The organism is Clostridium sardiniense, from assembly GCF_019753795.1.
Taxonomy (GTDB): domain Bacteria; phylum Bacillota; class Clostridia; order Clostridiales; family Clostridiaceae; genus Clostridium; species Clostridium sardiniense.
In genome coordinates this window covers 330,737-347,433 of sequence record NZ_JAIKTU010000001.1, presented here as the reverse complement: position 1 = coordinate 347,433, position 16,697 = coordinate 330,737, and the positions used below count along the sequence as shown (strand labels likewise).

Genomic DNA, 16,697 nt, shown 5'->3' with positions numbered 1-16,697 from the left:
CGCTTCTACTTATCCACTTTACTACTCAATATATATAATTTAAAAATTTTTCCATTAATTTTAATCAGTTTATTCTTTATAAAGAACTTCAAAATCTTCAAAAACTACTAATAATTCTTCAGTAAATTCATAGCCTATTTCTTTACCCTCTTCTTTAAAAAATCTTATATGACCACCTCTCCAAGTTTCTAAACATTCGTCTTCCCCTTCTCTTTTACAGATATCATAAGTAATATCTTTAAATGGAATAATCGAAATGTCTTTAGTTTCTATTATACATTTAGGATTTCCATTCCAATCTGTTACAATACTTAAATCACCTACCTGTGGAGGTCTTACATCTTCTTTTTGATATGAAATCAAACTACTTGAAGTTGCTTTTTTCTTCCCTTCAAGTACAAGCTCTAACAATTCATTTGCTAAGTATTCTGTAAGTTCAAAATGAAAAACTTCTAAATATTTTGTGCTCTTACCATAACCACTTTCTTGTAAAAATCTATTCCAAAACAAATCTATTTTATTCATTTTATCGCCCTCTTCTTATGGATAATAATTTACAAATATTCCTTTACTTTATACACACCACTTTCAAAGATATTTGAGTAGTTGATCATTTTTTAGTTATTTCACTTTTTCTATTACCACGTTCATCAAAATTTTTCTTTAAGGCTCTCTCCGTAGGAAAAATAGAACCAATTAAGAAAACAATCTGTATACCACAAAGTATTCCACCAAAATTTCCTACAACATCTTTATCTTTTCCAATTACAAATAACATGGCTATTGCAGAAATAACAAGCATAATTCCTCCTATAGTTAGCCACAGTTTTCCACAATAGTGATGTGCAAACTCCCAAGTATCTTTATTTTTCATAGACATAGAGGTTCTGTACCCATAAACTCCATTGATTTCTTTTGGTGCACTTTTCATAAATAATTTACCAAACCCAACCATTGTAAGTGGAATTAATAAATCTGAAACCATCATAAAAATCCAAAATCCCATTTTAATTCCCCCATAATTTAATTAAATTCTTTATATATTCCATTATATATATCTTATAGATAATTAATCCAGTAATATTTATAAATTATTATATTTAAATATTTAAATTACTTTTCTTAAAATAATTTATATTATCATAGCTGTAAGGAATATTTCTTTATACTATAAAAATTTAGTATCTACATCACCTTTTTCATTAAAATATATAAACCTATTTGAATCATTTCAGATAACTAAATAATCAATAAGATTAATTATAGTAATTTTATAAAATAAAAAGATATGAGAATACTAAACCCCTCATATCTTATCAAAAACTTATATTAAAAATTTCAAAGTTATTTCCTATAAATTCTCTATTTAAATCCTAAAAGTAATCCTACTTGATATACAATTGTTGATACTATAAGTGCTACAACAAAAGTTCCTACTGCTGCAAAGATTGTCCATTTAGTTGAATTTGTTTCCCTCTTTATAGCACCAAGTGCTGCAAGACATGGAGTAAATAATAAAGTCATAACCATATATGACATAGCTGAAAGTGGTGTAAAGTGTGCTGCAATTGCTGTAGTTAATGCATCTCCTTCAGATACTCCAGCATATAACATACCTAAAGTTGCAACAACTGTTTCTTTAGCAATTATTCCTGAAAATAATGCAACTGAAGCTTGCCATGTAGCAAATCCAGCTAAAGCATATATAGGTGCTATAAATCCACCAATCATACCAATTATTGATTCCTCACTATATTGTTCTACACCAAATGGTAATACTGATAAAATCCAAATAACTACAACTGCTGGGAATATAACAATTCCTGCTTTTTTAATAAATGCTCCACCTTTTTCCCAAGTTAATGTTGCAACATTTTTAATAGATGGCATTCTATAACTTGGAAGTTCCATTACAAAATATGAAGTTTCACCTTTAAATAGAGTTTTACTTAGTAACTTTCCACAAAGTAATGCTATTATAATACCTAATAAATAAAGACATAATAAAATAAGTGCTGCATGTGTTTGGAAGAATGCATCTATAAATACAAGATATATTGGAAGTCTTGCACCACAAGATACAAATGGATTTATAAGTATGGCTATCATTCTATCTTTTTTACTTTCAAGTGTTCTAGTTGCCATTATACCTGGAACATTGCAGCCTGATCCAATTATCATTGATACAAAAGTTTTACCATGAAGACCAAGTGCTTTCATAATTCTATCCATTATATAAGCAGCTCTTGCCATATATCCACTGTCTTCTAAAAGTCCCATTAAGAAATACATAACCATAATTAATGGTACGAAGGTAAGAACAGCTCCAACCCCTGCAAATATACCATCATTAACAAATCCAGTTAAGAATTCTGATGCTCCAAATCCTTCTAATTTACCAACTACAAAAGTTCCTAAATCTTCAATTAATTCTCCTGCCCACTCTTGTAAAGATCCACCTACATTAAATGTTATACTATATAAAACATACATAATTGCTGCAAATATAGGTATTCCAAGGAATTTATTAGTTACAATACTATCTATTTTATCTGACATTGTTTTAACTGATGTCTTTGGTTTTTTAAGTATTCCTTTAGTTATACTGCTAATATAGCTGTATCTATCGTCTACGATTGCCATTTCTGGGTCTAGACCCTCTTCTTCTATGTACTCATCTATAAGCTTATCTGATGTTTTTACTATATTTTCATATCCTTTTTTACTCATATAATCTTTTATATAGCTATCATTTTCTAACAGCTTTAACGCTATCCATTCTGATGAATAATCTAATCCTTTTGCAGTACCTTCAATCTCTCTCTCTAATAAACCAACTTTTCCCATTAGCTTTTTATTTATATTGAATCTTCTAGTACTTTCTTTTTTAAGGTTTATAGTTTTCTCTATAAGCTTGTCTATTCCTTCTTTCTTTGTTGCAATAGTTTCAACAACTGGAACTCCAAGTCTTTTAGATAACTCATCAGAATCTATATTAATTCCCTTTGCTTTTGCATTATCCATCATGTTTAATGCAACAATAACATTTACTCCAAGTTCAAGTAATTGAACTGTTAGATATAAGTTTCTCTCAATATTTGCAGCATCTACAACATTTATAACTACATCAGGCTTATCTTTTATTATATAATCTCTAGCTACTATTTCATCTTCAGAGTAAGCACCTAAACTATAAGTCCCTGGCAAATCAATTACATTATAATCATTTCCCTTATACTTTAAAGTTCCTTCCTTCTTTTCAACAGTAACACCTGGCCAGTTACCTATATGTTGTCTAGATTTTGTTAATACGTTGAATAAACTGCTTTTTCCACAGTTTGGATTACCTGCTAAGGCTATATTCATTTTTGTACCCCCTAAAATTTTACGAATAGTTAAGCTATTTTTTTCATAACAACTTAACAGATTCTTTTTTTCCTATTCTTCTACTAATATCTTTTGTGCCATACCTCTATTAATTGCTACTCTCATTCCACTTATCCCTATAATTAATGAAATACCATCGTTTTTGATTATGTCTATTATTGCTCCAGTATTAACTCCCATTTCTTGAATTCTCTTGCCCATTTTTTCATTTATCCTCACATCTTTAACTGTCACTGATGTCCCTTCATCAATAAAAGCCATTGGTACCATAAAACCACTTCCTTAAACTAATATTGCATTTGCCTCTTCTTTTCTTAATGTTAGCTTGTACCCTCTTACATAAACCTCAATTGGATCTCCAAGAGGTGCTTTTCCTGTTATTTCAATTAAAACTCCAGGTGTTATTCCCATATCCATTAGCTTTCTTTTTACCTTGCTATCTTTATCAAGGCCTTTTACTTTAATCTTGTCTCCAACATTATACTTAGATATCTTCTCCATAACTCTACGCTCCTTTTATTTTCTCTTAATTAGATTTAAAGCTTTATCAGTGAATTCCCATTGAATAATTGGATTTAATGACTTTTCATTGCATCCACAGCTACACTTCTCACAAGCTGTACTACTGCAATCACCTTTTTTTATATACCCTGTAAGCTCAAGTTTATTTTTATACTCATCTACTACTTCTTCACTCATCTCTAAATTTTTTGCTATATTTTTTGAAGAGAAGTCTTTATTAACATACATATAATTCAATATATCTTTTAACACTTAACCGCCTCCCAACTGATATTGAATATCATTACCTTCAATTTCATATTAATAGTTCGTTTAAAAATTGTCAAATTTATTAACTTCTTCTATTATTTATTTGAATTTAATTAAAAGAACTTATCTTTCATTTCCTTTATAATTGTACTTTTTCCTATAAATACCTTATTGTCTTTTTTTGATTAAATATATTCAATAAAAATAGAGCATTAATCAGAATTATTTTCTAATTAATGCTCTATTTAAATAATATAAATATATTACTTTTAAGAATTCTTAAGCGCTCTCTCTTCATCTATTTTCTTTTCTAATTTTTTTATATACCCATTTTGACCATCATCCATCTTTTTTATTACTCTTTTAGGGAATAAGTCTTGTAATTCCTCTTTATAATCGTCACCACCATTTGGATACCTATGCCCTATAACTTCAAAATCATCATTTACCTTTAATTGAACTGGCGTAGATACTACACTTTTATCATTTGCTTTTAGGAGCCAAATATAAACTTCATCATTATTAACCCCTAGAATTTCAAATGCATTATAAGATCTGTTATTTGTCTTTTCACAAATATCATCAGTTTTACTTTCTATATATCTTGTTAAGTTCTCTATTTCTTTTGTTGTTATCTCTTTTCCACCCGACTCTACCTCTTCATCAGACTCTATATCTCCACTAGACTCTATAGCTTCCTCACTAGAGTTATTATTTACATAATAAGATCCACCTATTAAGAGCGCTAATAAAAGACAAGCTACTATAAATTTTTCCATAGAATACTCCTCCTTGAAATTTAAATTTCGTACATTTTAAAGGAATTTGTAATAAATCGTTACAATATTAATTCTATGTCAAAACCTATATCTTTTATTCACTATATTATCTTTTTATATAATTTTATTCGTCATATTTCTTTTCAAAAACTAAATCAAATGTTTTAATTTGACCATTATTTCCATAAAACTCAGTTGGTATAGCACTTACATATCTCCAACCCTCTTTGCTATAATTATCTATTAATTCCCTGTGATCTGCTTCCCTAAACATTCCACTAGTAGTTGCCTCCACATACATATATTTATACATATAAACCCCTCCAATAATATTATAGAAATTGTATTTATCAAATTAATAACCCTATTTATACAATAATCAACAATTAATTTCAAAACGTTATCATAATTATAACATAAATTCAATAATTTGTATTTTAATGAAATAAAAAAGACATTAGCTAGACTATATTATCTAAGCTAATGTCTTACAAATTCCATTATTTTATGATTCTTTTATTTTGTAACTTTCCTATTCTGCATCTACTATATCAACAGCTGCATCTATTGATTTCCTATTAAGAATATTAATCAATAAAGAAACGCCTACTGCAATTACAGCTGGTACTACCCATGCAAATCCTGCACTAGCTAATGGTACAAAGTTAAATAGCCCATTAAGTGCTGTTACTCCAAATTGAGTGTGAAGCACATCTAAAATAGATACTACAAGAGTTGTGTATACTGTAATTTTGTAAGTTAACTTACTCTCTACTCCAATTACATTAAATAATATAAGAATTATTTGTATTGGGTAGAAAATCATAAGTATTGGTAATGCAAGTTTTATTATGCTACCTATACCTGCGATTGAAACTACTGCTGATGCAACACAAATTATTGTAACTATAATTTCGTATTTAACCTTTAAAAGTTTTGAGAAGAACTCTCCTACCATTGCAGTTAATCCAATTGCTGTTGTAAGACATGCTGCTGCAACTGCTATTCCAAGTGCTATCTTACCAAAGTCTCCTAATACCATATGTGCAATACCTATAGTTAATTCTGTTTGGCTTATTCCTTGTGGGAAGTACCCTCCAAGAGCTGCACCTAAGAATAATAATCCTCCATAAACAAATACAAATCCAATACTTGATACTATACTTGCTTTTTTAAGTATAGATTTCTTATCTGAACTTTTAGTGTATCCTAATGCTACAATAGCATTTATAGCAATTACTGCTGTAAGTGGTGCACCTAAAGCATCCATTGGTTGGTATCCATTTATAAATCCATAACTAAATGAATTTCCTGTTCCTTGTGTAAACATGTGCTCTGTAAAGAAGATACCTTTAATTATAATAATTGCAAGAATAACCAAAATAATTGGTGTTAACACCTTTCCAATATATCCTACTATCTTTGTTGGTCTTAAAGTCAATACTAAAGCTATTCCAAAGAATATTACTGCAAATACCCATGGGCTTATTACATTACCTATATTAGGTAATATCCCCATTTCATATGTACTAGCTCCTGTTCTAGGAATTGCAACGATAGGTCCTAAGCATATAAGTATTAGTGCTGTATAAATATTTGTAAATTTAGATCCTATCTTTTCTCCAAACTTTTCAAGTGATCCTGCTTTATTAATTGCCAATATTCCAAGAAGGGGTAGTCCTATTCCTGAAACAAAGAATCCTAATAAAGCCATAAACCAATTTCCACCTGAATTTATCCCAATCTCTGGTGGGAATATTAAGTTTCCTGCGCCAAAGAATATGGCGAATATTGTGAATCCTACTGCTATGAAATCATGTTTTTTATTCATGTTCATACCTCCTATACTACTATAAATTTTTCTTCTTTTAAGCATCTACAATATTACTTTTAAATACTTAAATCCTACGTAACTATCTTCTCTTTTCACCTATGCTACTATGCTACATATTTTGTCCTATTTTATCATAGAAATTAATATTTTGTAAACACAATTTTCTATTTTCATTTGATATTTTATTAACTTTTAGTATAAATTTTGTATTCTTAATTAAATAATAGAAGCTATTTTTTATAATATTATAAAAAACTTTTCTAAACTTTTTTTATATGAATTAATATTTAAATATTTTTTTACTTTTTATAACATAAAAGAAAACCCTATCTCTAGGATTTTCTCTTAATAGCTATACATTACTAAAATTATTTTTAGCATTATATTAAAACGTAATAAATAAAGTTAATTCATATGAGCTGAATTCTAAGAATCTATGTTTCAGCATTATACTTAAACATAGCCTAATTATTGAACATAATGTTATTCAAACAACTTTTTATATACCTTATTTATAAACTCATCTTCTCTAATATTATCTAAACCATTTCTAATATCAACTACTCTATCTTCTGAAATAATCACATATTTTTTAAAATTATCATCAGAATATATTTTTATATTCTTAGTTAAATTAATATTTCTTTCACTCATGTTAAGTTCATATTCATCAAGTTCATTTAACAATCTATTTTTATAAAGTTTAATTACCCAAGGATATTTACTTTCAATAATTGTGTAATCTAAACTATTATTATCATAGTCAGAACTATATTGTATTCGCTTGGCCAAAACACTTGATTGAATATTTTTATATGGATTCTCATCCGCTTTATCAATTTCAAAATCCGCTACTGTTAAATTTAATTCATAAGCTATATTATTATCTTTTAAATCAAACCAATTAACCATTGGAGATGCTAAAACCTCAATAACCATAATAAGACTGATAATAGTTATTCCTATAGTAATAAAGATATTAATCCCAGTAGAAACCTTAAGTTTATCAATTAATTTATAAGCGATTACCATAACTATAACTGGTATAAGTATTAATAATAAATCTACAAAGGTAATCCCATCTCCAATAATCATAGAAACTATTAATGTAATTACAGCTAATACAGCATTTAGTAGCATAATAGAATTTTTTATTCTTAATTGTTTACAACTACCATAGTGTTTAAACTCATTTTCTTTAAGCTTTCTTTTAGTTTTTAAATACCAACAGAAAAAGCTTACAACCTCTATAAGATTAATAAGTATTATAGTCACCATAAGTATACTTAATACTATACTTAAATTTGAAGAAAGCCAATGGTCTGGTGTTCCAGAAAAAAACTGAGAATAAATATTGACCATAAATAATATAACTATAGCCAATTGATTAAATACATAATAAGATGAGGATTTATAGATTGATTTAAAAAGCTCTTCTGGCTCTTTATAAATAGGGATAGCCTCCCATTCATATTCTGAAGCAAATATTTGCACCTTATTAGCCTGACATATGAATCTCCACCCATCAGCTTCACGGCCCTTTCTATATTCTAATACTTCATCATTATCTTTAGTATCAAAAATAGAAATTTTATGAAGAGTATCTACTGAGTAGCTTATCGTCCTAGGCTCTATTTTTTTGAACTTGAAAAAGTTCATTGATATTGATTGTAGCATCCACCCTTTTTCCGCCATGCTTTCTAAATATTCTTTAACAGCATTGCATTCATAAGGTTCAAATAAACATAGTGTTATTTTGGTATCTTTAAATCTCATACGCCCCCCTTATATAAATATTAATTACACTTCTATATAAGTAATTATATAGAAACTTTATATATAATTAGTAACATTTTAGTAATATAATTACATATATATTTAAAAGTTAGTAGTTATAAGTTATTAAAATAAATAAAAGGCAATAGAAATAATTCTATTGCCTTTCAAATCATATTACTTAATTAAAATCTATTATTCTATTCTTATACTGATTTCCCCTCACAAGATTAGATCTCTTCTCTGTTAATTCCTACTTTTATAAGTTGTTGATTTTTAATCTATTTAAAATGTTAAAATACAAATTGTGAATAGAGCGATTGTTGATAATGCCAGAAAAGCCAAAGAAACACCTGCTTTCTTTTTTCGTGATTCCATTGCAAGCTTATCAGCTTCACTCATAGAAGATGTATATTTTCTTCTCCCAATCAAATATAGTAATAATCCACCGCATCCATCTCCACTCAACGAGAAAACTCCCCAAAACTTCGGATGCTTCAATCCTCTACTTACAGCATCAAGTTCTGTCATTTTATAAACTTGATAAGCAAGAGTTAAAGCTCCTAACATTACAACAAATACTACTACAATTAAATACCAGCTCATATAAATCCCCCCTAAAATTTCTTGATTATTTGATAGAATAATACCGTTGTACTTAATACACCAACAGATGCACTGCCTATCATAAGATAATTATTCTTTACTATAATACTATTGAAAAAGATAAACAAAATCATAAATAACACATTCAATCCAATAGCAATTATCAGCTTTTTGTTACTAGTCACAACATTCGTGCTTTCCTCCAAATGTTTTATCATGTTGGAATCTCCTTTCAGTAATTCGTCCAGACTGATACTATAGAGATCACTCAATTTGATTACACTTATAATATCCGGATAAGATTTTTCATTCTCCCAATTTGATATTGTCTGTCTGGAAACTTGTATTTTCTCAGCTACTTTTTCTTGAGTAAATCCAGAACCTATACGTGCATTTTTTAATTTGCTTCCAACCTCCATAACACCCTTCCTTTCACTAACATCTTGTCATAGTTGAGAATATTCGTCTATCAAAACTCTTTTACATGGGATTTTTTCTATGTAAAAATACTTTTACATGCCTATTTTACAGGCTTTTTCATATAAATTAATTATAAAGAGCCTTGTTGTTCTTTATATAATTAGATTAGTTTTAAAACATAATATTTTTTATTTTATAAATTGGATTTAACTTTTAAGAATATTTCCGCTATATCAAATTCCTATTTATTTTATATTTATAATATATATTAACGTCCAACTATCTATTATTCACTATAACATTTATTGTAAATATTGTATATTATAATCATTTTTTCTTATTACTTATGATACGATATTTTCACTCATAAAAATAGTCTTAGCCAAGTAAAATTAATGACTAAGACTAACGCTCCCATTTAACTGTGCTATATTTTTGTTATATTGATATAAATATTGTCATTTCAACATTAACAATAATTAAACCCTCGACTAGCTAGTCGAGGGTTTAATTATATATATGGGATTTACCTTACCACTATACCTTCATTCAACCTTAATAAAAAACCAAATTTACTTATATGAGAATCTTCTAGCATTCGCTGACTTAGTAAATTCTCCTTATCCAAATCAAATATTTAGAATCTTACTTATGGTACTGTCCCCGTAAATATTCCAAGTAGTAAAATTATTAAAGTAACCGTATAGACAGCAATAAAATTTATTTTTCATCCATATAAGTTTATTTTATTTATTTAACGTTTATTCTATACCAAACTTATCTTCTGGATTAAAATCATCCGGATACTTCTCTGAAATAATAAGTTTTTTATTTTTATCTACACCTGCATAAAAAACATCTTCAATATTATTTATCTTTTTCTTTTTAAGTTCAGATTGTAACCACTTTTTATCTATACCGGCTATTTTAAGATTTTTATCTCTTACTTTCCCATCAATTATAATATCACTTAGCAAAGAAAGTCCCTTTACCTTTAAATCCATATCATATGGAGTTACTGGCTTTTTATCAGCTTTTATTAAAACTGATAATTTACCATTACTCTCCATTATTGCAAATTGTACATCTTCTAAACTAAAAACATCTTTTTCTCGAAGCTTCATCATAAGTTCATTTATTGTGATTCTAAGCTTCTTAATATTTTTATCAATAATACGTCCATTTTCTACTAATATTAATGTCTTAGCATTTATTATGCTCCTAGCTGTATAACTTTTTAAATTTAAATAACTAGTTGCTATAGTTAATAATGTAAACATTATTAATGCTACAAGTCCTGAAAATACTACATGATCCTTATCAATTATAATTTTAGCAATCATTGAGCCTATGGATATACCCACTATAAAATCAAAAAAATTTATTTGAGAAATGATTTTAATACCAATTAATTTGCTGAGAATTAGTGCTAAAATATATATTAAAATACTTTTAATTATCGTACTAATTAATATACTAGTATACATTCAAATTTACTCTCCTCATCTAAAATATAGTTATATTTTAAGCAAGTGGAATAATTTTATTCATTAATACTTTTTATTAGACTAAGATATACCAGTATAAAATGAACTCTTTTTATATAAAAAAATCATCCACTCCAATAGTAGCGAATGCTATGTTAATTATATTTCAATATCAAACTTTAATTATATATTTTTATAAAATAGTAGTTTGTTTAAAAAACTACTTAAAAACAAGGGCACTAAAAACTTAAACTTTTTCAGTACCCTCATATTTATATATATTACTTTTTAGACTAGCTCAATATCATTTTGTTAACTAAATGATATTGAAATATTGCCTCCATCCTTTTCTTCCTATCTTAAAAAGAGCTTCAATATACTAATATCTTAATTAATCCCTATTTTTTCTTTACTGGAATCCAAACTTCGCTATAGTAATTTTTATCTAAAATTCCCTTTTCATACTCACTTGGATCATTATACATTTCTATATTATAACCTGCAGCAATCTCATAATCTCTACAGTTTGGTAACCATTCTGAGAATATTTTCTTATTAGTTTCTTGAATTGCTGCTGGGCTTGGTCCATAACAAGGGAAAACAGCCCAAGTAAACTTAGGAATTGTTTTAACTATATATCCTTCCATACTTTCTTTCTCTTTAGAATAATCCTCTGCAATAAGGTACTCAAATTCATTACCACCCATTTCCTCATCAATGTTAATACCATACATTCCGCATATATCCTTTAACTTTCCTTGTGAAATATGCTCATTCCAGAATGAAGGTACCTCCATAAACGCTGAATCATATTTAAATTTCTTAGATGCTCCTATAACCTTAAATGCATCCTTCTCAAGTATTTTATAATCCATAATATATCCACCTTCCAATGAAAATTTGATTTTAAGGGCAACAAAGGACTTTATCATTGCCCCCTCTTTACGAACCGCAGATGGTGTAACCCCATGAAATCTTGTAAAAGCTTTAGTAAAGCTGTCTGGAGAATCATACCCATACTTCATTGCAATATCTATTATTTTCCCATTAGTAGATAAAACTTCACTGCCGGCAAGTGCAAGTCTTCTTCTCTTAATGTACTCGCTTAGAGAATAGCCACATAACATTCCAAATCCTTTTTGAAAATAAAAAGGAGAAATATTTACCCTATCTGCAATTTCTTTCATGGATAAATCCTTGGTAATATTCTCTTCAATATATGAAATAGCTTCTCTAATACTTTCAATCCATTCCATAATTTTACCCCCTTACAATTCGTTAATCTAATCTTATCATCATAAAAGATTGGCATCCCGACTTTTTAAGCTTTCTTTTGTCCTATTATATAATTGACTTTAATTTAATATTTTACAAATTTCTTTTAATTTTGGTTCTTCACAGATATACTTCTCCGTATCAGACATAAAGGAGTTTTTTAATGTTTTATTATAATTCATTTCATTATAATAAAACATTAAAAAAGGTTGTAGTTTACACTACAACCTATAACAATCTAAAATTATCTTCTATTTTGTTCTTTCTTAGCTCTTCTACAAGATACACATCTTGTTGGCTCATTTTCGAATCCTTTTTCTTTATAGAATTCTTGTTCTCCTACTGAAAATATGAATTCGCTTCCGCAATCTCTGCATGTTATTGTCTTATCTGTCATAAATATTCCTCCTGAAATTAAAGATCCTAAATTGATATAATAATCTCTAATTTACGAGAAACTATTTACCTAAATGAAACTTTTTTTGTTAGCAACTTTGCTACTTACTTATATTAACATATTATTCATATCATTGCAATACTTTAATTAAAATATTTACTATAAATAAGTTTTATTGCAATTCATAATGTATAATCTATGATATTAAAAATCATTTTTTGAAAATTCTCTAGGCCATGAAAGTAAACTCTTTCTTGATATTTTTAACTGTTTTTCATTTGGAAAATTTAAATCACAGAAATAATTATGATAATTAGCTATCCACACATACTTGTCCCATACTCTTATATTTTTTTTATTTAACTCTAACATTTCTTCAACTTTAGCTTTATGTCTAAGAAGCAACTCTATTTGTACTCTTTCAAACTCATATTCGTTGTTACATTCTGTGTAATATTTAAATACAGTATTTAAATAATTTAAAAACCACTGCCCATCACTATCGATAAGTATTTTCTTGTGTTGTGGCGCAACATCATAATTGTCTATATACTTTTGTAATCTACTCACTGTCTTATGGTCTAATATAATTCTTGGGTAGCAAGCTAGATTACTTTCAGTATTGTGAGCATCCAATAGAGCTGGCCCAAAAACAATCTCTTCATTTATGTAAAATTCACCTACACTTACGCCCCCTCTAACAAAAAGCCCTTCTAATGCTAAGTTAAATTGATATTCTGATACATTATCCAATATTTCATCTAATTCTTCCTCACCATCATCTTTTATAGGGTATCCAACAATCATATTATCAGTATATATCTTTATCTTCCCTTGACTATACTTATTTGGGATTATACATTGTTTGTTCTTATTTATAAGAACGTTAATCTCATTAAGTAGCCTGTTTCCATTCCCCTCACTACAAGAGTCTACTATCATTTGTGAAAATCCTAATATATCTATAGTACATACCATAGAATTAATAAGCTTTGGATTATCCTGATTATATTTTTGCATAACTCTTTCAACACATCCTTACTTAAACTTCTTCTATGGCTACTATTTTAACATTTAAGGTAAGCTGTTGTGAAGATATTATGTTATCTCAATGAAAATTCACATTATTAAATTTATAAAAACCTCATTTATATGAAATTCTGCTTGCACTCACTCGCTAAGTAAATTCGCCTTAGACAAATCGAATATTTTGGGGCTTACTTATGGTGTGATTCTCCGTATCAGTAGAAAGTGAGGTTTTTAACTAATATCTTTCATCTCTATTATAATAAAACATTAAAAAAGGTTGTAGTTTACACTACAACCTATAACAATCTAAAATTATCTTCTATTTTGTTCTTTCTTAGCTCTTCTACAAGATACACATCTTGTTGGCTCATTTTCGAATCCTTTTTCTTTATAGAATTCTTGTTCTCCTACTGAAAATATGAATTCGCTTCCGCAATCTCTGCATGTTATTGTCTTATCTGTCATAAATATTCCTCCTGAAATTAAAGATTCTAAATTGATATAATAATCTCTAATTTATGAGAAACTATTTACCTAAATGAAACTTATTTTTTGTTAGCATTTTTGCTACTTACTAATAATAACATATTATTGAAATTATTACAACACTTTTCATTATTAACCTATTAAGAAATCTAGTACATTCCATCCATCACTAGTTTTTGCTTTATATAATTCCGTATATCCACATCTTGTACAGCTTATTGTAATAAACTTCTTATTTTGAACATCAAATATTTTTGCAAAGTTCCCTCCAGTTGCTTGAAATTGATCTGATTCATAATGATCATTTCCACACTTTGAACAAATATATTGTTTCTTTTCCATAAATACCACTCCCTCTATATTAATTAAATTATATTTTACTATTAAAATTGCCTTAAAATCAAAATATTAATCTTAAATATAAGTCTACATTAATGTATATTATAGTTAAAACTTTTGATACTCCTAATATTAAAAAAAGGTGCTAAATTCATAGCACCTTTATTTTCATATAATATTTTAGCCTGCCATTCCTATATACATTCCTACGAAGTATGGTATTAACCATATAAACCATACTACCATACTGAATTTATGGAATGCTTCTTTAGCTTTTTCGCTTCCTCTATTTAATACCCAAGTTGCCCATACAGCATGACATAGCATTAATAATATTGCAAGCATACCTGTTGATTGATGAATTAAAAGCTGTGTAGCTGTTATTGCTTTATCAGTACCTGCTTCTGCAATTTTGCTCATTGTGTATGTTCCTAATGTGTCACAAACTAAACCACACCAGAAAATAATAACGTGTTTCTTTCTTAGTACCTTTGCTCTATGCTCTCCCCATACACCTACTGTATAGAAAATTAAAGCACATGTTATAAATATAATTGCTGGAATTAATAATTTTGGCATATAAATCTCTCCTTTTTTATTTTAATTTTTTTGTATTAAATTACTTAACTTTCCTAAATTATTTTCTATAAGTATTAGATCTTCTTCAGAAATACTATTAAATATCTCTTTAAAACATCCATTTATATCTTCTTTTATTTCATTTGATAAGACCTGTCCTTTTTTAGAAAACATTATGTAAGTTATTCTCTTATCAGTTTCATCTTTAACTCTCTCTAAAACTTCCATCTTTTCTAATCTATCAACAATTCCTGAACAAGTAGATTTTTTAATTGACATATAATCACTAAGTTCTGTGATTGTTAATTTTTTAAAATGCGCAATAAACTTTATTACTGTAATTTGACTTTGAGTAAGCCCTCTTTCTTTAACTCTATTATTTATCTTATTATTTATTGTGGAATTGATTTCTTTTAAATAAAGACATATCCTAAATTCATGTGCGCCTTTCATCGTAGCCTCCTAGGATTAAATTAGTTAGCATCCTAACTACTTTTTCATGATAATACTTTTTTCGAGTAATTACAATGAACATACTATTAAATAACATTTAACAAACAAATACTAATTTTTAAGAAATTCATAAATTGAGAATGCATATATATAGATGTTATAATTAGTTAAATCAAATGAAAAGAAGGGATGAGATTATGTTAAAGAAACTTACTGATAGAGTATATTATATGAAAAATAGAGAGTCTGGAGATAGACCAGCACTTGGGGTTGTAATTGGTGATAAATATAGTTTAATTATTGATGGGGGAAATTCTAAAAGTCATGCTGAGGAATTTTTAAATGAAGTTAATAAGCTAAATCACTCACCGCTTAAGTACCTAGTTATAACTCATTGGCACTGGGATCATATAGTTGGTGCAAATTATATGAATTTAATAAATATAGTAAATGGTATTACTAATGAAAAGTTGGATAAGCTTAGAGATTTAGAGTGGACAAACAGTGCTATTGAAGAAAGAGTAAAAAGTGGAGAAGAAATAGAATTCTGCCTAGAGCATATAAAAATAGAACATCCAGATAATAATAGAAAAATTTCAATTCCTACAGGAGATATTATTTATGATGAACTCTTAAAAATAGACTTAGGTGGAGTTAAAGTATTTGTTGAGCATATATCAAGTGATCATTCAAATGATAATTCAATAGTTTTAATTGAAGAAAATGATAAAACTACTGCCTTTATTGGAGATTCCCTTTACCTAGATATGTACAACGGTGAATGGAGCTATTCAAATGATAAATTTATACCACTTTTAATAGAGCTTCAATGTTATGAGGCTGATTATTATGTTCCTTCTCACCATGGAATATATACTAAAGAAAGCTTTGATGAATATGTAAATCATATGAAATCTATAAGTAAACTCGTTTCTGATAAAACTTCTATTGAAGATTGTATAAATGAATTTAAAAAAGAATTTAATAAAGAACCTAATGAAGATGAAGTTTATGATATGAATTGTTTTGTAGAAGGTAACAAAAAAAGCTATAAAGTACACTTAAGTTAAAATTACTTT

At 27.7% G+C, this 16,697-nt stretch carries 21 protein-coding genes; 1 reads left to right on the top strand and 20 read right to left on the bottom strand.

Annotation, left to right across the window (positions count from 1 at the left end):
- Positions 1-69: 69 nt before the first annotated feature.
- The 20 genes from K5V21_RS01555 to K5V21_RS01460 form a co-directional block, all read right to left on the bottom strand.
- Positions 70-525, bottom strand: a complete 456-nt coding sequence (locus K5V21_RS01555) for an ASCH domain-containing protein (RefSeq protein ID WP_221858547.1) — start codon at positions 523-525, stop codon at positions 70-72.
- Between the two features lie 85 nt (positions 526-610).
- Positions 611-1,006, bottom strand: a complete 396-nt coding sequence (locus K5V21_RS01550) for an SdpI family protein (RefSeq protein ID WP_221858544.1) — start codon at positions 1,004-1,006, stop codon at positions 611-613.
- A gap of 356 nt (positions 1,007-1,362) precedes the next feature.
- Positions 1,363-3,366, bottom strand: a complete 2,004-nt coding sequence (gene feoB / locus K5V21_RS01545; RefSeq protein WP_221858542.1) for a ferrous iron transport protein B — start codon at positions 3,364-3,366, stop codon at positions 1,363-1,365.
- A 72-nt stretch (positions 3,367-3,438) separates the two neighbouring features.
- The gene (locus tag K5V21_RS01540; protein ID WP_221858540.1) at positions 3,439-3,657 is read right to left on the bottom strand and encodes a FeoA family protein; all 219 of its coding nucleotides are present in this window, start codon (positions 3,655-3,657) and stop codon (positions 3,439-3,441) included.
- 12 nt (positions 3,658-3,669) lie between these two features.
- Positions 3,670-3,888, bottom strand: a complete 219-nt coding sequence (locus K5V21_RS01535; RefSeq protein ID WP_204593380.1) for a FeoA family protein — start codon at positions 3,886-3,888, stop codon at positions 3,670-3,672.
- A gap of 15 nt (positions 3,889-3,903) precedes the next feature.
- Positions 3,904-4,161, bottom strand: a complete 258-nt coding sequence (locus tag K5V21_RS01530) for a FeoC-like transcriptional regulator (protein WP_221858538.1) — start codon at positions 4,159-4,161, stop codon at positions 3,904-3,906.
- A gap of 266 nt (positions 4,162-4,427) precedes the next feature.
- A complete protein-coding gene (locus K5V21_RS01525) occupies positions 4,428-4,937 on the bottom strand; it encodes a hypothetical protein (RefSeq protein WP_221858536.1) in 510 nt (169 codons plus the stop codon).
- Positions 4,938-5,061: 124 nt separating this feature from the next.
- Positions 5,062-5,250 (bottom strand): DUF4177 domain-containing protein, encoded by a 189-nt coding sequence (locus K5V21_RS01520; protein WP_221858534.1) that lies wholly within the window; start codon positions 5,248-5,250, stop codon positions 5,062-5,064.
- A 219-nt stretch (positions 5,251-5,469) separates the two neighbouring features.
- Complete coding sequence (gene brnQ, locus K5V21_RS01515; RefSeq protein WP_221858532.1) at positions 5,470-6,768, bottom strand: branched-chain amino acid transport system II carrier protein; 1,299 nt, start codon at positions 6,766-6,768, stop codon at positions 5,470-5,472.
- A gap of 486 nt (positions 6,769-7,254) precedes the next feature.
- Positions 7,255-8,547: a DUF2812 domain-containing protein gene (locus K5V21_RS01510; RefSeq protein ID WP_221858530.1), complete on the bottom strand. Its 1,293-nt coding sequence runs from the start codon at positions 8,545-8,547 to the stop codon at positions 7,255-7,257.
- A gap of 285 nt (positions 8,548-8,832) precedes the next feature.
- On the bottom strand, positions 8,833-9,153 hold the full coding sequence (locus K5V21_RS01505) for a hypothetical protein (RefSeq protein ID WP_221858528.1): 321 nt from the start codon (positions 9,151-9,153) through the stop codon (positions 8,833-8,835).
- Between the two features lie 11 nt (positions 9,154-9,164).
- A complete protein-coding gene (locus K5V21_RS01500; protein ID WP_221858526.1) occupies positions 9,165-9,572 on the bottom strand; it encodes a helix-turn-helix domain-containing protein in 408 nt (135 codons plus the stop codon).
- A 762-nt stretch (positions 9,573-10,334) separates the two neighbouring features.
- Positions 10,335-11,060 (bottom strand): DUF421 domain-containing protein, encoded by a 726-nt coding sequence (locus K5V21_RS01495; RefSeq protein ID WP_221858524.1) that lies wholly within the window; start codon positions 11,058-11,060, stop codon positions 10,335-10,337.
- A gap of 398 nt (positions 11,061-11,458) precedes the next feature.
- Entirely contained in the window at positions 11,459-12,316 is an 858-nt protein-coding gene (locus tag K5V21_RS01490; protein ID WP_221858523.1) for an AraC family transcriptional regulator, read from the bottom strand.
- Between the two features lie 263 nt (positions 12,317-12,579).
- Complete coding sequence (locus K5V21_RS01485; RefSeq protein WP_148323715.1) at positions 12,580-12,732, bottom strand: zinc-ribbon domain-containing protein; 153 nt, start codon at positions 12,730-12,732, stop codon at positions 12,580-12,582.
- Positions 12,733-12,936: 204 nt separating this feature from the next.
- Entirely contained in the window at positions 12,937-13,752 is an 816-nt protein-coding gene (locus K5V21_RS01480; protein ID WP_221858522.1) for a hypothetical protein, read from the bottom strand.
- Between the two features lie 321 nt (positions 13,753-14,073).
- Positions 14,074-14,226: a zinc-ribbon domain-containing protein gene (locus K5V21_RS01475; RefSeq protein ID WP_148323715.1), complete on the bottom strand. Its 153-nt coding sequence runs from the start codon at positions 14,224-14,226 to the stop codon at positions 14,074-14,076.
- A 153-nt stretch (positions 14,227-14,379) separates the two neighbouring features.
- Complete coding sequence (locus K5V21_RS01470) at positions 14,380-14,589, bottom strand: zinc ribbon domain-containing protein (RefSeq protein ID WP_204593368.1); 210 nt, start codon at positions 14,587-14,589, stop codon at positions 14,380-14,382.
- Between the two features lie 177 nt (positions 14,590-14,766).
- Positions 14,767-15,165, bottom strand: coding sequence for an HsmA family protein (locus tag K5V21_RS01465; RefSeq protein WP_221858521.1), 399 nt, complete (start codon positions 15,163-15,165; stop codon positions 14,767-14,769).
- A gap of 21 nt (positions 15,166-15,186) precedes the next feature.
- Positions 15,187-15,618: a MarR family winged helix-turn-helix transcriptional regulator gene (locus K5V21_RS01460; protein ID WP_204593366.1), complete on the bottom strand. Its 432-nt coding sequence runs from the start codon at positions 15,616-15,618 to the stop codon at positions 15,187-15,189.
- A gap of 197 nt (positions 15,619-15,815) precedes the next feature.
- Between K5V21_RS01460 and K5V21_RS01455 the strand changes: the two genes are divergently transcribed.
- Entirely contained in the window at positions 15,816-16,688 is an 873-nt protein-coding gene (locus tag K5V21_RS01455; protein WP_221858520.1) for an MBL fold metallo-hydrolase, read from the top strand.
- Positions 16,689-16,697: the final 9 nt, after the last annotated feature.

Bases quoted from the DNA above. Each gene is read 5' to 3' on its own strand.
- K5V21_RS01555 (WP_221858547.1), bottom strand. From the start codon at position 525: ATGAATAAAATAGATTTGTTTTGGAATAGATTTTTACAAGAAAGTGGT.
- K5V21_RS01475 (WP_148323715.1), bottom strand. From the start codon at position 14,226: ATGACAGATAAGACAATAACATGCAGAGATTGCGGAAGCGAATTCATA.
- feoB (WP_221858542.1), bottom strand. From the start codon at position 3,366: ATGAATATAGCCTTAGCAGGTAATCCAAACTGTGGAAAAAGCAGTTTA.
- K5V21_RS01490 (WP_221858523.1), bottom strand. From the start codon at position 12,316: ATGGAATGGATTGAAAGTATTAGAGAAGCTATTTCATATATTGAAGAG.
- K5V21_RS01535 (WP_204593380.1), bottom strand. From the start codon at position 3,888: ATGGAGAAGATATCTAAGTATAATGTTGGAGACAAGATTAAAGTAAAA.
- K5V21_RS01505 (WP_221858528.1), bottom strand. From the start codon at position 9,153: ATGAGCTGGTATTTAATTGTAGTAGTATTTGTTGTAATGTTAGGAGCT.
- K5V21_RS01525 (WP_221858536.1), bottom strand. From the start codon at position 4,937: ATGGAAAAATTTATAGTAGCTTGTCTTTTATTAGCGCTCTTAATAGGT.
- K5V21_RS01480 (WP_221858522.1), bottom strand. From the start codon at position 13,752: ATGCAAAAATATAATCAGGATAATCCAAAGCTTATTAATTCTATGGTA.
- K5V21_RS01465 (WP_221858521.1), bottom strand. From the start codon at position 15,165: ATGCCAAAATTATTAATTCCAGCAATTATATTTATAACATGTGCTTTA.
- K5V21_RS01550 (WP_221858544.1), bottom strand. From the start codon at position 1,006: ATGGGATTTTGGATTTTTATGATGGTTTCAGATTTATTAATTCCACTT.
- K5V21_RS01470 (WP_204593368.1), bottom strand. From the start codon at position 14,589: ATGGAAAAGAAACAATATATTTGTTCAAAGTGTGGAAATGATCATTAT.
- K5V21_RS01495 (WP_221858524.1), bottom strand. From the start codon at position 11,060: ATGTATACTAGTATATTAATTAGTACGATAATTAAAAGTATTTTAATA.
- K5V21_RS01510 (WP_221858530.1), bottom strand. From the start codon at position 8,547: ATGAGATTTAAAGATACCAAAATAACACTATGTTTATTTGAACCTTAT.
- K5V21_RS01460 (WP_204593366.1), bottom strand. From the start codon at position 15,618: ATGAAAGGCGCACATGAATTTAGGATATGTCTTTATTTAAAAGAAATC.
- K5V21_RS01485 (WP_148323715.1), bottom strand. From the start codon at position 12,732: ATGACAGATAAGACAATAACATGCAGAGATTGCGGAAGCGAATTCATA.
- K5V21_RS01540 (WP_221858540.1), bottom strand. From the start codon at position 3,657: ATGGTACCAATGGCTTTTATTGATGAAGGGACATCAGTGACAGTTAAA.
- brnQ (WP_221858532.1), bottom strand. From the start codon at position 6,768: ATGAATAAAAAACATGATTTCATAGCAGTAGGATTCACAATATTCGCC.
- K5V21_RS01455 (WP_221858520.1), top strand. From the start codon at position 15,816: ATGTTAAAGAAACTTACTGATAGAGTATATTATATGAAAAATAGAGAG.
- K5V21_RS01520 (WP_221858534.1), bottom strand. From the start codon at position 5,250: ATGTATAAATATATGTATGTGGAGGCAACTACTAGTGGAATGTTTAGG.
- K5V21_RS01500 (WP_221858526.1), bottom strand. From the start codon at position 9,572: ATGGAGGTTGGAAGCAAATTAAAAAATGCACGTATAGGTTCTGGATTT.